The sequence below is a fragment of the Streptomyces caelestis genome (assembly GCF_014205255.1).
GTDB lineage: Bacteria > Actinomycetota > Actinomycetes > Streptomycetales > Streptomycetaceae > Streptomyces > Streptomyces caelestis.
Genome location: NZ_JACHNE010000001.1, coordinates 1,984,445 through 2,000,430 on the forward strand (window position 1 = coordinate 1,984,445; position 15,986 = coordinate 2,000,430).

Genomic DNA, 15,986 nt, shown 5'->3' on the forward strand with positions numbered 1-15,986 from the left:
TGCGCAGGGGGGCGGTGTGGGCTTCTCCACAGTCTCCCCTCGCAGGTCAACGGCAAGTTGACGGCTGTTCCCGGCCGTGGTGGACTGCCGGGGCCAGTACGGCGGCAGGAGAGGAAGCCGGTGGAAGTCCGGCGCGGTCCCGCCACTGTCACCGGGGTAGCGATCCCCGGGAGCCAGGAACTCTCACCGCCGGTCCAGTCGAACCAGGGCGTGGACACCCTGAGTGAGGACATATCGCCATGCGCGGCTGCCGATCGAGGTTGAGTACCCCACCCCTGCCCGCTCCTCTGGCCGGCTGAGCCCATGAGTGCCGGCCGCGTCTTCGCGTACGGCGCCGCCGCCGGTCTGATCGGTGACCTGCTGCTCGGCGATCCTCGCCGGGGGCATCCGGTCGCCGTGTTCGGACGGGCCGCGGGGGCCGTGGAACGGGTGTTGTGGCGGGACCACCGGGGGTGGGGCGCGCTGCACACCGTGGTGTGCGCCGGAGGGGCGGTCGCGCTCGGGGGCGTCGCCACGCGTGCCGTGCGGGACTGCGCCGTCGCCTCCGTCGCGCTGACCGGCGTCGCCACCTGGGCCGTGGTCGGGGGGACTTCGCTCGCGCGGGAGGCGCGGGCCATCGGGCGTGCCCTGGAGGCGGGGGACGTCGAGGGGGCCCGGGCGCGGCTGCCGCATCTGTGCGGGCGGGACCCACAGGCGCTCGACGCCGACGGGATCGCCCGGGCCGTGGTCGAGTCCGTCGCCGAGAACACCTCCGACGCGGTCGTGGGGGCACTCGTGTGGGGGGCCGTCGGCGGTGTGCCGGGGCTCCTCGGGTTCCGGGCCGTCAACACCCTCGACGCCATGGTCGGGCACAAGTCGGCCCGGTACCGGCGCTACGGGTGGGCCTCCGCGCGGCTGGACGATCTCGCCGGATGGCCGGGGGCCCGGCTGACCGCCGTGCTCGCGGCCCTGGCAGGGGACGATCCACGGGGAGCCGTGCGGGCATGGCGTGCCGACGCCGGCAAGCATCCGAGCCCCAACGCCGGGCCCGTGGAGGCCTCGTTCGCGGGGGCGCTCGGGGTGCGGCTGGGCGGGACCCTGTCGTACGGCGGGCGCGTCGAGCACCGGCCGGTGCTCAACGGGGCGGAGCGCGGCGTCGGCACCCGCGACATCGAACGGGCCGTGCGGCTGTCCAGGCGCGTCGGCTGGCTCGCGCTCGGCGTCTGTGTCGCCGCGCGCCGCATCGCGAAAGGGCGTACGTCATGACGGGCGGTGGGCTTCTGGTCGCCGGTACCACCTCCGACGCCGGCAAGAGCGTCGTGACCGCCGGGATCTGCCGGTGGCTGGTGCGGCAGGGTGTCAAGGTGGCGCCCTTCAAGGCGCAGAACATGTCCCTCAACTCCTTCGTGACGAGGGAGGGTGCCGAGATCGGGCGGGCGCAGGCCATGCAGGCGCAGGCCTGCCGGGTCGAGCCGACCGCGCTGATGAACCCGGTACTGCTCAAGCCCGGTGGCGAGCGCAGCAGTCAGGTCGTGCTGCTGGGCAAGCCGGTCGGGGAGCTCAGCGCCCGCGGGTACCACGGCGGACGGCAGCAGCAGCTGCTCGGGACCGTACTGGACTGCCTGGAGCAGTTGCGGGGCACGTATGACGCGGTGATCTGTGAGGGGGCGGGCAGTCCCGCCGAGATCAATCTGCGGCGGACCGACATCGTCAACATGGGGATCGCCCGCAACGCCGGGCTCCCCGTGCTCGTCGTCGGCGACATCGACCGGGGCGGTGTCTTCGCCTCGTTCTTCGGGACCGTGGCGCTGCTGTCGCGCGAGGACCAGGAGTGCGTCGCCGGGTTCCTCGTCAACAAGTTCCGGGGGGACGTCTCCCTGCTGGAGCCGGGGCTCGACATGCTCCAGGGGCTCACCGGGCGGCGTACGTACGGCGTCCTGCCCTTCCGGCACGGGCTGGGCATCGATGAGGAGGACGGGCTGCGTGTCTCCCTGCGGGGGACGGTCCGGGAGTCCGTCGTGGCCCCGCCGGTCGGCGAGGACGTGCTGCGCGTCGCCGTGTGCGCCGTTCCGTTGATGTCCAACTTCACGGACGTGGACGCGCTGGCCGCCGAACCCGGTGTGGTGGTGCGGTTCGTGGACCGGCCGGAGGAACTCGCCGACGCCGACCTCGTCATCGTGCCCGGGACCCGGGGGACCGTCCGTGCGCTGGAGTGGCTGCGGGAGCGCGGGCTGGCCGGCGCGCTCGTGCGCAGGGCCGCCGAGCAGCGGCCCGTCCTCGGGATCTGCGGCGGCTTCCAGATCCTCGGCGAGCACATCGAGGACGACGTGGAGAGCCGCCTGGGTCATGTCGAGGGCCTCGGGGTCCTGCCCGTGCGGGTGCGGTTCGCCCGCGAGAAGACCCTCACCCGGCCGGAGGGCGAGGCCCTCGGGGAGCGCGTCGAGGGCTACGAGATCCATCACGGGGTCGCCGACGTCCAAGGGGGTGCAGCCTTCCTCGACGGCTGCCGGGTCGGCCAGACCTGGGGCACGCACTGGCACGGCTCGCTGGAGTCGGACGGGTTCCGGCGGGCGTTCCTGCGCGAGGTGGCGGCCGCCGCGGGGCGCCGCTTCGTGCCGGCGCCGGACACCTCGTTCGCCGCGCTGCGCGAGGAGCAGCTCGACCGGCTCGGCGACCTGATCGAACAGCACGCGGACACGGACGCGCTGTGGCGGCTCATCGAGTCGGGCGCGCCGCGAGGACTGCCCTTCATTCCACCGGGAGCGCCCGCATGAGCACTGTGTTGTTGTTGTCGACCGCCGACACGGACCTGCTGGCGGCCCGGGCCGCCGCCGGTGCCTCGTACCGGATCGGCAACCCGACCCGCGTGGACGTCCAGGAGGAGCTTCCGGCCCTCCTCGAAGGCGCGGACATCGCGGTCGTACGGCTGCTCGGCGGCAAGCGGGCCTGGGAGGACGGGCTCGCCGCGCTGAAGGCGTCCGGCGTCCCGACCGTGCTGCTGGGCGGAGAGGCCGTGCCCGACGCGGAGCTGATGGCCGAGTCGTCGGTTCCGGCCGGTGTCGTGGCCGAGGCGCTGAAGTACCTCGTGGAGGGCGGGCCGGACAACCTCACCGAGCTGGCGCGGTTCCTGTCCGACACCGTGCTGCTCACGGGCGAGGGCTTCGCCGCGCCGCAGCGGATGCCGGAGTACGGCGTCCGCGGCGAGCGCGCGCACACCGAGGGCCGGCCGACGGTCGGCGTGCTCTTCTACCGGGCGCACGAGCTGAGCGGCAACACCGCCTTCGTGGACACCCTGTGCGACGTGATCGAGGCGCGGGGCGCCAACGCGCTTGCCGTGTACTGCGGTTCGCTGCGCGGGGCCGACGCGGGGCTGTACGAGATCCTCGGGCGGGCGGACGCCCTCGTCGCCACCGTCCTCGCCGCCGGCGGCACCCACGCCTCGCAGGCCTCGGCGGGCGGTGACGAGGAGTCCTGGGACATCGGCGCCCTCGCCGAGCTGAACATCCCCGTGCTGCAAGGGCTGTGCCTGACGTCCTCGCGGCGCGCCTGGGAGGCGTCCGACGCCGCCCTGTCCCCCATGGACGCCGCGATGCAGGTGGCGATCCCGGAGTTCGACGGGCGGCTGATCACCGTGCCGTTCTCCTTCAAGGAGCAGGTCGTCGAGAAGGGCGCCGACGTGCCCGTGTACGTCGCCGATCCGGAGCGGGCCGCGCGGGTCGCCGGGATCGCCGTACGGCACGCGCGGTTGAAGCACAAGGCGAACGCCGACAAGAGGCTCGCGCTCGTCTTCACCGCGTACCCGACCAAGCACTCGCGGGTCGGCAACGCCGTCGGGCTGGACACCCCGGCCTCGGCGGTGCGGGTGCTGGACACGCTGCGGGACGCCGGGTATGTCGTCGAGGGGCACCCGGACAACGGGGACGAGCTCATCCACCGGCTGATCGAGGCCGGCGGTCACGACGTCGAGTGGCTGACGGACGATCAGCTGGCCGCCGCGCCCGCGCGCGTGCCGCTCGCCGACTACCGGGCGTGGTTCGACAAGCTCGACCCCGGGCTGCGCGACGGGATGCTTCAGGCGTGGGGCGAGCCGCCGGGCGGCCTGTACGTGGACGGCGACGACATCGTGCTCGCCTCCCTGCAGTTCGGGAACGTCGTCGTGATGATCCAGCCGCCGCGCGGCTTCGGGGAGAACCCGATCGCGATCTACCACGACCCGGACATGCCGCCCTCCCACCACTACATGGCGGCCTACCGGTGGCTGGAGAACAGTTTCGGCGCCGACGCGATCGTCCACATGGGCAAGCACGGCACGATGGAGTGGCTGCCGGGCAAGGGACTGGGTCTGAGTGGAGGGTGCGCGCCGGACGCCGTGCTGGGCGAACTCCCCCTGGTGTACCCCTTCATCGTCAACGACCCCGGCGAGGGCACCCAGGCCAAGCGCCGCGGGCACGCCACGGTCGTCGACCACCTGGTGCCGCCGATGGCCCGCGCCGACACCTACGGCGACCTGGCCAAGCTGGAGCAGCTCCTCGACGAGTACGCGCTCGTCTCCGACCTGGATCCGGCGAAGGCCCCGGCCGTGCGCGCGCAGATCTGGACCCTCGTCAAGGCCGCCGAGCTGCACCACGACCTGCATGTCGACGAGCAGCCGGACGACGACGCGTTCGACGAGTTCGTCATGCACATCGACGGCTATCTGTGCGAGATCAAGGACGTGCAGATCCGCGACGGGCTGCACATCCTGGGCGGCGGCCCGGTCGGTGAACCGCGCGTCAACCTCGTGCTGGCGGTGCTGCGCGCCTCGCAGGTGTGGGGCGGGCAGGCCGACGCGCTGCCGGGGCTCCGGGCGGCGCTGGCGGAGCACTTCGGGCTGGTGGAGAAGGAGTTGCTGGCCGAGCCGGGCGCTCCGGTGAAGGTGCCGGTGGAGCTGACGGGCCTGGTGGCGGGTCCGGCACGCTCCGCCGCCGACGTGATCGACCTGCTGGAGCAGCTGTGCCGGCGGATCGCGGAGGGCATGGAGGAGCGCGGCTGGGCGGTCGCCGAGGTCCCGGCGCTGGTCCGGGAGGTGGTCGGCAGCGAACTGCCCGAGGCCGTGGCGGTGCTGGAGTTCGCCTGCACCGAGGTCGTGCCGCGGCTGGCGAGGACCACCGACGAGATCGGGCACATCCTGCGGGCGCTGGACGGCGGTTATGTCCCGGCGGGTCCCTCCGGCTCGCCGACCCGCGGCCTGGTCAACGTCCTGCCGACGGGGCGCAACTTCTACTCCGTCGACCCCAAGGCGATTCCGTCCCGGCTGAGCTGGGAGGTCGGGCAGTCGCTCGCGGACTCGCTGGTGCAGCGGTATCTGACCGACACGGGCGCGTACCCGAAGTCCGTCGGCCTGACGGTGTGGGGCACCTCGGCCATGCGCACCCAGGGCGACGACATCGCCGAGATCCTGGCGCTGCTGGGCTGCCGGCCGGTGTGGGACGACGCCTCGCGCCGGGTGACCGGGTTCGAGGTGATCTCCCCGGAGGAGCTGGGCCGGCCGCGCATCGACGTGACGGTCCGTATCTCGGGCTTCTTCCGGGACGCGTTCCCGCACGTGGTGGGGCTGATCGACGACGCCGTCCGGACGGTCGCCGAGCTGGACGAGCCCGCCGAGCGGAACTACGTCCGGGCCCACGCCGACGAGGACACCGCCGAGCACGGCGACCGGCGCCGGGCGACCGCCCGGATCTTCGGCTCCAAGCCGGGGGCGTACGGGGCCGGTCTGCTGCCGCTGATCGACGCGCGCAACTGGCGCTCCGACGCGGACCTCGCCGAGGTGTACGCGGTGTGGGGCGGCTACGCCTACGGGCGGGGTCTGGAGGGGCGGGCCGCGCGCGGGGACATGGAGACGGCGTTCCGGCGGATCGCGGTCGCCGCGAAGAACGTCGACACGCGGGAGCACGACCTCGTCGACGCGGACGACTACTTCCAGTACCACGGCGGCATGGTCGCCATGGTCCGCCATCTGACGGGCGCGAGCCCCGAGGCGTACGTCGGCGACTCGGCCGTACCGGACCAGGTGAAGACCCGCACGCTGGGCGAGGAGACGCACCGCGTCTTCCGCGCCCGGGTGGTCAACCCGCGCTGGATGGCGGCCATGCGGCGGCACGGCTACAAGGGCGCCTTCGAGCTGGCCGCGACCGTGGACTACCTCTTCGGGTACGACGCCACGGCCGGGGTCGTGGACGACTGGATGTACGAGAAACTCAGCGCCGAGTACGTCTTCGACCCGGAGAACCGGGAGTTCATGAAGACGTCCAACCCCTGGGCGCTGCGCGGCATCACCGAGCGGCTGCTGGAGGCCGCCGACCGCGGACTGTGGGCGGAGCCGGACGCGGAGACGCTGGGCCGGCTGCGTGCCACGTACCTGGAGCTCGAAGGCGACTTGGAAGGTGACGACAAGTGAGCACCCCGTTCCCGTTCACGGCCGTGGTGGGCCAGGACGACCTGCGGCTCGCGCTGCTGCTGAACGCCGTGTCGCCGGCGGTCGGCGGTGTGCTGGTGCGCGGTGAGAAGGGCACCGCCAAGTCGACGGCCGTGCGGGCGCTGTCCGCGCTCATGCCGGAGGTGGACGTCGTCCCCGGCTGCCGCTTCTCCTGCGACCCCGCCTCCCCCGACCCCGCCTGCCCCGACGGGCCGCACACGCCGGGCACCGCCGGCCAGGCCCGCCCGGCCCGGATGGTCGAACTGCCCGTCGGCGCCTCGGAGGACCGGCTGGTGGGCGCGCTGGACATCGAGCGGGCGCTGTCGGAGGGCGTGAAGGCCTTCGAGCCGGGCCTGCTCGCCGCCGCGCACCGCGGCATCCTCTACGTCGACGAGGTCAACCTCCTCCACGACCACCTGGTCGACCTGCTGCTGGACGCGGCGGCGATGGGCGCCTCGTACGTGGAGCGCGAGGGCGTCTCCGTACGGCACGCGGCCCGGTTCCTGCTCGTCGGCACCATGAACCCCGAGGAGGGCGAGCTGCGGCCGCAGTTGCTCGACCGGTTCGGGCTGACCGTCGAGGTCGCGGCCTCGCGCGAGCCCGAGCAGCGGGTGGAGGTCGTCAGGCGGCGGCTCGCCTACGACGACGATCCGGCCGGTTTCGCGGCCCGGTGGGCGGACGAGGAGGCCGCCGTGCGGGCGCGGATCGTGGCGGCACGGGAGCTGCTGCCGTCCGTGCGGCTGGGCGACGGGGCGCTGCGGCAGATCGCGGCGACCTGCGCGGCCTTCGAGGTCGACGGCATGCGCGCCGACATCGTGATGGCGCGCACGGCGACGGCGCTGGCGGCCTGGGCGGGGCGTACGGACGTGCTCGCCGAGGATGTCCGGCAGGCCGCGCTGCTCGCGCTGCCGCACCGGCGGCGGCGCAACCCCTTCGACGCGCCGGGTCTTGACGAGGACAAGCTGGACGAGACCCTGGAGGAGTTCTCCGGGGACGACGACCCGGAGCCGGACCCGGACCAGGGGCCGAACGGGCCCGGCGGGGGCGGCGGGCAGCCGGAGCCCGACGAAGGACCGCAGGGCGATGACACCGGCGCCACGCCCGAGGCCGGGGAGAACGGGCAGCCGCAGCCGTCGGGCGCCGGTGAGCAGTCGGCGGCGCGGTCTGCCGAGCCGTTCCGCACCAAGGTGCTGAGCGTGCCCGGGATCGGCGAGGGCGCCGCCGGGCGGCGTTCGCGGGCGCGGACCGAGCACGGGCGCACGACCGGGTCCCGGCGGCCGCGGGGCACGCTCACGAAGCTGCACCTGGCGGCGACCGTGCAGGCCGCGGCCCCGCACCAGCGGGCACGCGGACGGTCCGGGCCGGGGCTGGTGGTGCGCCGGGACGATCTGCGGCAGGCCACCCGCGAGGGGCGCGAGGGCAATCTCGTGCTGTTCGTCGTGGACGCCTCCGGGTCGATGGCGGCGCGGCAGCGGATGAGTGCCGTGAAGGGGGCCGTGCTGTCGCTGCTGCTGGACGCGTACCAACGGCGGGACAAGGTGGGGCTGGTGACGTTCCGGGGTTCGGGCGCGGACGTCGCGCTGCCCCCGACCTCGTCCGTGGACGCTGCCGCGGCCCGGCTGGAGTCGCTGCCGACGGGCGGGCGTACGCCGCTCGCCGCCGGGCTGCTGCGCGCGCACGACGTGCTGCGGGTGGAGCGGCTGCGGGATGCGGCACGGCGGCCGCTGGTCGTGCTGGTGACGGACGGACGGGCTACCGGGGGCCCGGAGCCGGTCGCCCTGGCCGGGCGGGCGGCTGGGCTGTTCGCGGCCGAGGGCGTCGCGTCCGTCGTCGTGGACTGCGAGTCGGGGCCGGTACGGCTGGGGCTCGCCGGGCAGCTCGCCGGTGAGCTGGGCGGCACCGCCGTGACGCTGGACGAGCTGCGGGCCGACTCGATCGCCGGGCTGGTCAGGGATGTGCAGGGGACTTCGAGGAGGGCCGCGTAATGCCGCAGGGACAGCCGAGTGTCATTCCGGACGACGGTCTGACGACCCGACAGCGCCGGAACCGGCCGCTCGTCGTCGTGCACACGGGCGTCGGCAAGGGCAAGTCGACGGCCGCCTTCGGGCTCGCGCTGCGGGCCTGGAACCAGGGCTGGCCGATCGGGGTGTTCCAGTTCGTCAAGTCGGCGAAGTGGAAGGTCGGCGAGGAGAACGCGCTGCGCGTGCTCGGTGCCTCCGGCGAGGGCGGGTCCGTCGCCTGGCACAAGATGGGCGAGGGCTGGTCCTGGGTGCAGCGCGACGCGCAGCTGGACAACGAGGAGAAGGCCCGGGAGGGCTGGGAGCAGGTCAAGCGGGACCTGGCTGCTCAGACGTACCGGCTGTACGTGCTGGACGAGTTCGCCTACCCGATGCACTGGGGGTGGGTCGACACCGACGAGGTCGTGGACGTCCTGCGGAACCGGCCCGGGACCCAGCACGTGGTGATCACGGGGCGCAACGCTCCCGAGAAGCTCGTGGACTTCGCCGACCTCGTGACCGACATGTCCAAGGTGAAGCACCCCATGGACGCCGGGCAGAAGGGGCAGAGGGGCATCGAGTGGTGATGTCCTCCTCCGTGCCCCGGCTGGTCGTCGCCGCGCCCTCGTCGGGCAGTGGCAAGACCACCGTCGCCACGGGGCTGATGGCCGCGTTCGCGGCGCGGGGGCTCGCCGTGTCCCCGCACAAGGTCGGGCCGGACTACATCGACCCCGGGTACCACGCGCTCGCGACCGGGCGGAGGGGGCGGAACCTCGACGCGTATCTGTGCGGGCCGGAGCTGGTCGGGCCGCTGTTCCTGCACGGGGCGCGCGGGTGTGACCTCGCCGTGGTCGAGGGCGTGATGGGCCTGTACGACGGGGCCGCCGGGGAGGGGGAGCTGGCCTCGACGGCGCATGTCGCGAAGTTGCTGCGGGCGCCGGTCGTACTGGTCGTCGACGCGTCGTCGCAGTCCCGGTCGGTGGCCGCGCTGGTGCACGGGTTCGTCTCCTGGGATCCGGAGGTGCGGGTCGGGGGCGTGATTCTGAACAAGGTCGCCTCGGACCGGCACGAGGTGATGTTGCGGGAGGCGCTGGAGCAGGTGGGGGTGCCGGTGCTCGGGGTGTTGCGGCGGGCTCCGCAGGTGGACACGCCGTCGCGGCATCTGGGGCTGGTGCCGGTCGCCGAGCGGCGGGCTGAGGCGGTCGAGGCCGTGGCGGCGATGGCCGCGCAGGTCTCCGACGGTTGTGATCTGGACGCGTTGATGGGGTTGGCGCGGAGTGCGGGGGCGTTGTCCTGTGCGGCTTGGGATGCGGCTGAGGTCGTTTCCTCGCCCACTCACCAGCCGACACGGCCGGACGAGAAGCCGAAGCCGAGGGTTGCTGTCGCCGGTGGCCCCGCGTTCACCTTCTCCTACGCCGAGCACACCGAACTGCTCACCGCCGCCGGTGCCGACGTCGTGCCCTTCGATCCGCTGCGGGACGAGGAACTGCCCGAAGGGACGCGGGGGTTGGTGATCGGGGGCGGGTTTCCCGAGGTGTACGCCGCCGAGCTGTCCGCCAACGAACCCCTGCGCAAGGCCGTTGCCCACCTGGCGGAGAGCGGCGCTCCGGTGGCCGCCGAGTGTGCCGGGCTGCTGTATCTGTGCCGGGAGCTGGACGGACTGCCCATGTGCGGGGTGCTGGACGCCGGGGCGCGGATGACCGAACGGCTGACCCTGGGGTACCGGGACGCCGTGGCCGTCGGAGACAGTGTGCTCGCGGCGGCGGGGACCAGGATGCGGGGGCACGAGTTCCATCGGACCGTCGTGGAGCCCGGGTCGGGGACCGAACCCGCCTGGGGCCTGCGGACCCCTCGGCGACGGGTCGAGGGTTTCGTGCGGCGCGGTGTCCACGCGAGCTATCTGCACACGCACTGGGCCGCCGAGCCCGGTGTCGCCCGTCGGTTCGTGGAGAGGTGCCGGACGTCATGAGCAGCAGGCTGGTCGGTGTCGGGGTCGGGCCCGGGGATCCGGAGCTGGTGACCGTCAAGGGCGTGAACGCCCTGCGGGAGGCCGATGTCGTGGTCGTGCCCGTCATGGCTGCGTCTGATGGAAAAGACGGGGGAGAGCCCGGGCGGGCCGAGGCGACCGTGTTGCACTACGTGCCCGAGGAGAAGGTCGTACGGGTCGTGTTCGCGCTGAACGAGCGGAGCGACCGGGCGCGGCGGGAGGCGGCCTGGGACGCGGCGGGCGAGCGGGTGGCCGAGCTGCTGCGCGGGCACGGTGCCGTCGCCTTCGCGACCATCGGGGACCCCAATGTGTACTCCACGTTCACGTACCTCGCGCAGACCATCGCCGAGCTGGTGCCGGGGACCGTCGTCGAGACCGTGCCCGGGATCACCGCCATGCAGGACCTCGCCGCGCGGTCGGGTGCCGTGCTGACCGAGGGGACCGAGCCGCTCACGCTCGTGCCCGTCACGGCAGGGGCGACGGTGCTCAAGGAAGCCCTCGCCGGGCCCGGGACCGTCGTCGCCTACAAGTTCGGCCGGCAGGCGCACGAGGTCGCGGAGGCGCTGCGGGAGACCGGACGGATCGGCGACGCGGTGTGGGGGTCGGCGCTGGGGCTGACGGAGGAGTCGATCAGGCCGGCCGCCGAGCTGGACGGCACTGCCCTGCCCTATCTGTCGACGCTCATCTCCCCCGCGCGGCGCGACGGCGGGCGGGGCGGAAAGCTCTGACGCGCCCGTCCATCACCCCGCCTACCGGAACCCCCTTGTACGAGAGGACCAACCCATGGCCGACGCCCCCACCGGCAAGGTGACCTTCGTCGGTGCCGGCCCCGGCGCCGCCGACCTGCTGACGTTCCGTGCCGCGCGCGCCATCGCCGAGGCCGACGTGGTGATCTGGGCGGCCAGCCTGGTCCAGGCGGAGGTCCTCCAGCACGCGCGCGAGGACGCGGAGGTCCTCGACTCGGCGGCCCTGTCCCTGGAGGACGTCGTGGCCGTGTACCGGCGGGCCCGGGAGGAGGGCCTGCGCGTCGCGCGGATCCACTCCGGTGACCCGGCCCTGTGGGGCGGCACCCAGGAGCAGCTCGACCGGTGTGCCGAGATCGGGATCGCGACCGAGGTCGTGCCCGGGGTGTCCGCCTTCTCCGCCGTCGCCGCGCTCGCGCAGCGCGAGCTGACCATCCCCGAGGTCGCGCAGTCCGTCGTCCTGACCCGGCTCGGCGGCGGCAAGACGCCCATGCCGCCCGGGGAGGAGGTCCGCGAGTTCGCCCGGCACGGCACCACCATGGCGATCTTCCTCTCCGCGGCCCGCAGCGGGCAGCTGGTGCGGGAACTGCTGGAGGGCGGTTACCCGACGACGACCCCGGTCGTGGTCGCGTACCAGGCGACCTGGCCGGAGGAACTGGTCGTGAGGTGCACGATCGGCACGCTGGAGGAGACGGTCAAGGAACACAAGCTCTGGAAGCACACGCTGTTCCTGGTCGGCCCGGCACTCGACGCGCACGGCACGCGCTCGCACCTGTACCACCCGGGTCACTTCCACGGCTACCGCAAGGCCGACCCCGAGGCCCGCAAGGCCCTGCGCGAACGGGGTGCCGGAAGATGATCGTCCGGCCTCCTGTAGGCAACGAGGAAATCGAAGAGGGAGTCACCCAGTGATCGGCCTCATTTCCGCCACCGCGGCGGGAGCTGCTGCGCGGGACCGGCTGGCCGCCGCGTGGCCGGACCGCACGCGCGTGTACGAGGGTCCCGTCGGGGACGCCGTACGCGCCGCGTTCGCGCAGTGCGAGCAGCTCGTGTGCTTCCTGGCGACGGGGGCGGTGGTGCGGCTGGTGGCGCCGTTGCTGTCCGGCAAGACGGCGGACCCGGGTGTGGTGTGCGTCGACGAGGGCGGGCGTTTCGCGGTGTCGCTGGTGGGCGGGCACGCGGGCGGGGCCAATGAACTCGCCCGGGAGGTCGGGGAGTTGCTGGGGGCCGAGCCTGTCGTGACCACGGCGACGGACGCCGTGGATCTGCCCGGTCTCGACACCCTCGGCCTGCCCGTGGAGGGCGATGTCGCCGGGGTCTCCCGGGCGTTGCTGGACGGTGAGGCGGTGGCGCTGCGGGCCGAGGTGACCTGGCCGCTGCCGCCGCTCCCGGTGACCGCCGGCGGGTCGTACACGATCCGGCTGACCGACCGGCTCGTCGAGGCGGCCGAGCGCGAGGTGGTGCTGCGCCCGCCGTCGCTGGTCGTCGGGGTCGGGGCGTCGAAGGGTGCCCCCGTCGAGGAGGTGCTCGGGCTGGTCGAGGGCGTCCTGCGGGAGGCCGGGCTGTCCTCGGCGTCGGTCGCCGAGCTCGCCACCGTCGACGCCAAGGCCGGGGAGCCCGGTCTCGTCGAAGCCGCGCGGCGGCTCGGTGTGCCCCTGGTGACGTACTCCGCCGGGGAGCTGGCCGGGGTGGACGTGCCCAACCCGTCCGACGCGCCGCTCGCCGCCGTCGGTACGCCCTCGGTCGCGGAGGCCGCCGCTCTGGTGCGCGGGGGCGAACTCCTGGTGCCCAAGCGGAAGTCGGCCGCGAGCCCCGCCATGGCGACCTGTGCCGTCGTACGGCGCCCGGGGCGTGGGCGGCTCGCGGTGGTCGGGCTCGGGCCGGGTGCCCGGGACCTGCTCACGCCACGTGCGAAGGCGGAACTCCGGCGCGCGTCCGTGCTCGTCGGACTCGACCAGTACGTCGACCAGATCCGCGATCTGCTGCGGCCCGGCACCCGGATCCTGGAGTCGGGCCTCGGGGCCGAGGAGGAGCGGGCGCGCACGGCCGTCGAGGAGGCCCGCGGGGGGCAGGCCGTCGCGCTGATCGGCAGCGGGGACGCGGGCGTGTACGCCATGGCCTCCCCCGCGCTCGCCGAGGCCTCCGACGACATCGACGTGGTCGGCGTGCCCGGCGTGACGGCGGCGCTCGCGGCCGGGGCGATCCTGGGCGCGCCGCTGGGCCACGACCACGTGTCGATCAGCCTGTCCGACCTGCACACGCCGTGGGAGGTCATCGAGCGGCGGGTACGGGCGGCGGCCGAGGCCGACCTCGTGGTGACGTTCTACAACCCGCGTTCACGCGGCCGCGACTGGCAGCTGCCCAAGGCGCTGGACATCCTCGCCGGGCACCGGGCGCCGACGACACCGGTCGGTGTCGTACGCAACGCCTCACGGCCGGACGAGTCCGCCCGGCTCACGACTCTGACCGCGCTCGATCCGGCGACGGTCGACATGATGACGGTCGTCACCGTGGGCAACACCGCGACCCGCGAGATCGCCGGGCGCATGGTGACGCCGCGCGGCTACCGCTGGCAGGAGGAGCCCGAGTGAACCGCGTCGTCCACCACCCCACGTCCGCCGAGGAGAACCTGTGACCACCCCGCCCGCCCTGCTCATCGCCGGCCACGGCACCCGTGACGACGCCGGAGCCGAGGCGTTCCGCGACTTCGTGCGGGAGCTGGGGGCCCGCCACCCGGAACTGCCCGTAGCGGGCGGCTTCATCGAACTGTCCCCGCCGCCGCTGGGCGAGGCCGTCGCCGAGCTGGTGGAGCGGGGCGTACGGCGGTTCGCCGCCGTGCCGCTGATGCTGGTGTCCGCCGGGCACGCCAAGGGCGACATCCCGGCGGCGCTGGCCCGCGAGAAGGAACGCCACCCCGGGATCTCGTACACGTACGGGCGTCCGCTGGGCCCGCATCCAGCGCTGCTGAACGTGCTGGAGCGGCGGCTGGACGAGGCGCTGGGCGGCGCCGCGGGGCGCAGGCCGGGTGACCGGGCCGATGTGACGGTGCTGCTGGTGGGGCGCGGGTCGACGGACCCGGACGCCAACGCCGAGGTGTACAAGGCGGCGCGGCTGCTGTGGGAGGGGCGCGGGTACGCGGGGATCGAGACGGCGTTCGTGTCGCTGGCGGCGCCGGACGTGCCGAGCGGACTCGACCGGTGTGCGCGGCTGGGTGCCCGCCGGATCGTGGTGCTCCCCTACTTCCTGTTCACCGGCATCCTGCCGGACCGGGTGCGGATGCAGGCCGAGGGCTGGGCGGCGGCGCACCCGGAGGTCGAGGTGCGCTCGGCCGACGTCATCGGGCCGGAGCCGGAGCTGCTGGATCTGGTGTGGGAGCGGTACGCGGAGGCCGTCGAGGGTGATCTGCGGATGAACTGCGACTCGTGTGTCTACCGCGTCGCGCTGCCGGGCTTCGAGGACAGGGTGGGGATGCCGCAGCAGCCGCACTTCCACCCGGACGACGACGGCCACCACCACGGGCACGGTCACCACCACCACGGGGCGCACTCCCATGCGCACTGAGAAGCCCGGGAGCATGGACAGCGGCCACGATCTGCGGCACCACGGGGACGCGGAGGTCCGGGACGACGGCGGCTCGCTCGTCGATCTCGCCGTGAACGTCCGCGCGGACACTCCGCCGGCGTGGCTGCGGGAGCACATCGCCGCGTCGCTGGACGGGTTGGCGGCCTACCCGGACGGGCGGGCCGCCCGCGCGGCGGTGGCGGCGCGGCACGGCCTGCCGGTGGAGCGGGTGCTGCTGACGGCGGGGGCGGCGGAGGCGTTCGTGCTGCTGGCGCGGGCGCTGAAGGTGCGGCGGCCGGTCGTGGTCCACCCGCAGTTCACGGAGCCGGAGGCCGCGCTGCGCGACGCGGGGCACACGGTCGACCGGGTGCTGCTGCGGGAGGAGGACGGCTTCCGGCTGGACCCGGCGGCCGTTCCCGAGGCCGCGGACCTGGTGGTGATCGGCAATCCGACGAACCCGACGTCGGTGCTGCACCCGGCGGAGGTGATCGCCTCTCTCGCCCGTCCCGGGCGGCTGCTGGTGGTGGACGAGGCGTTCATGGACGCGGTGCCGGGCGAGCGGGAGGCCCTGGCGGACCGCGTCGACGTGCCCGGCCTCGTGGTGCTGCGCAGCCTGACCAAGACGTGGGGGCTGGCGGGACTGCGGATCGGGTACGTGCTGGCGGCGTCGGAGACCATCGAGGAGCTGGAGCGGGCGCAGCCACTGTGGCCGGTGTCGACGCCGGCGCTGGCCGCGGCACAGGCGTGCGTGGAGCCACGGGCGGTGGCGGAGGCGGCCCACGCGGCGCACCGCGTCGCCGCGGACCGGGCCCACCTGCTGACGGGCCTCGCCCGCTTCGCCCCGGCCGGGCTACGGGTGGTCGAGCCCGCACAGGGCCCGTTCGTCCTGATCCGCCTGCCGCACGCGGCGACCGTACGCCACCGCCTGCGCGACCTCGGCTACGCCGTGCGGCGCGGGGACACCTTCCCCGGCCTGGACGAGGAGTGGCTGCGGCTGGCGGTGCGGGGCCGGGGGACGGTGGGCGGGTTCCTGCGGGCGCTGGAGCGTGCGCTGGCGGGCTGACGGCTCACCGCCGGGCGGTCCCGGCCGCCTCCGTCCCGGTCGGTGTGCCGTCCCGGTCGGTGTGCCGTCCTGGCGGCGGAGGGACAGCGGGACGCTGGCGACGGCGACCCACAGGTACGAGGCCGGCAAGGCGAAGTAGCTGACCCAGGGAATGAAGACCAGGACGCCGAGCACGACGGCGGCCCGGGCCGGCCGGCGGGGC

At 74.1% G+C, this 15,986-nt stretch carries 11 protein-coding genes and 1 riboswitch; all 11 genes read left to right on the forward strand.

The window, feature by feature from the left end; all coding sequences use genetic code 11:
• Positions 1-63: 63 nt before the first annotated feature.
• Positions 64-202: riboswitch (cobalamin riboswitch) on the forward strand.
• A 101-nt stretch (positions 203-303) separates the two neighbouring features.
• From HDA41_RS08980 to cobC, 11 genes are read left to right on the forward strand one after another with little or no spacing between them, the layout of a single operon-like run.
• Complete coding sequence (locus HDA41_RS08980) at positions 304-1,245, forward strand: cobalamin biosynthesis protein (protein ID WP_184982326.1); 942 nt, start codon at positions 304-306, stop codon at positions 1,243-1,245.
• Entirely contained in the window at positions 1,242-2,753 is a 1,512-nt protein-coding gene (locus HDA41_RS08985; protein ID WP_184982328.1) for a cobyric acid synthase, read from the forward strand. The genes HDA41_RS08980 and HDA41_RS08985 overlap by 4 nt, the downstream gene beginning before the upstream one ends.
• Positions 2,750-6,415, forward strand: a complete 3,666-nt coding sequence (cobN, locus tag HDA41_RS08990; RefSeq protein WP_184982330.1) for a cobaltochelatase subunit CobN — start codon at positions 2,750-2,752, stop codon at positions 6,413-6,415. The genes HDA41_RS08985 and cobN overlap by 4 nt, the downstream gene beginning before the upstream one ends.
• Positions 6,412-8,418, forward strand: coding sequence for a putative cobaltochelatase (locus tag HDA41_RS08995; protein WP_184982332.1), 2,007 nt, complete (start codon positions 6,412-6,414; stop codon positions 8,416-8,418). The genes cobN and HDA41_RS08995 overlap by 4 nt, the downstream gene beginning before the upstream one ends.
• A complete protein-coding gene (gene cobO / locus HDA41_RS09000) occupies positions 8,418-9,017 on the forward strand; it encodes a cob(I)yrinic acid a,c-diamide adenosyltransferase (RefSeq protein ID WP_184982334.1) in 600 nt (199 codons plus the stop codon). The genes HDA41_RS08995 and cobO overlap by 1 nt, the downstream gene beginning before the upstream one ends.
• Positions 9,017-10,399 (forward strand): cobyrinic acid a,c-diamide synthase CobB, encoded by a 1,383-nt coding sequence (locus tag HDA41_RS09005; protein ID WP_184982336.1) that lies wholly within the window; start codon positions 9,017-9,019, stop codon positions 10,397-10,399. The genes cobO and HDA41_RS09005 overlap by 1 nt, the downstream gene beginning before the upstream one ends.
• Entirely contained in the window at positions 10,396-11,145 is a 750-nt protein-coding gene (gene cobI, locus HDA41_RS09010; RefSeq protein WP_184982338.1) for a precorrin-2 C(20)-methyltransferase, read from the forward strand. Before HDA41_RS09005 ends, cobI begins: the two co-directional genes overlap by 4 nt.
• 55 nt (positions 11,146-11,200) lie before the next feature.
• Entirely contained in the window at positions 11,201-12,019 is an 819-nt protein-coding gene (cobM, locus tag HDA41_RS09015; protein WP_184982339.1) for a precorrin-4 C(11)-methyltransferase, read from the forward strand.
• 49 nt (positions 12,020-12,068) lie between these two features.
• The gene (gene cobJ / locus HDA41_RS09020) at positions 12,069-13,751 is read left to right on the forward strand and encodes a precorrin-3B C(17)-methyltransferase (RefSeq protein ID WP_184982342.1); all 1,683 of its coding nucleotides are present in this window, start codon (positions 12,069-12,071) and stop codon (positions 13,749-13,751) included.
• Between the two features lie 40 nt (positions 13,752-13,791).
• Positions 13,792-14,721: a sirohydrochlorin chelatase gene (locus HDA41_RS09025; protein WP_184982344.1), complete on the forward strand. Its 930-nt coding sequence runs from the start codon at positions 13,792-13,794 to the stop codon at positions 14,719-14,721.
• Positions 14,711-15,784, forward strand: coding sequence for an Rv2231c family histidinol phosphate aminotransferase CobC (gene cobC / locus HDA41_RS09030; RefSeq protein WP_184982346.1), 1,074 nt, complete (start codon positions 14,711-14,713; stop codon positions 15,782-15,784). Before HDA41_RS09025 ends, cobC begins: the two co-directional genes overlap by 11 nt.
• Positions 15,785-15,986 lie beyond the last annotated feature (202 nt).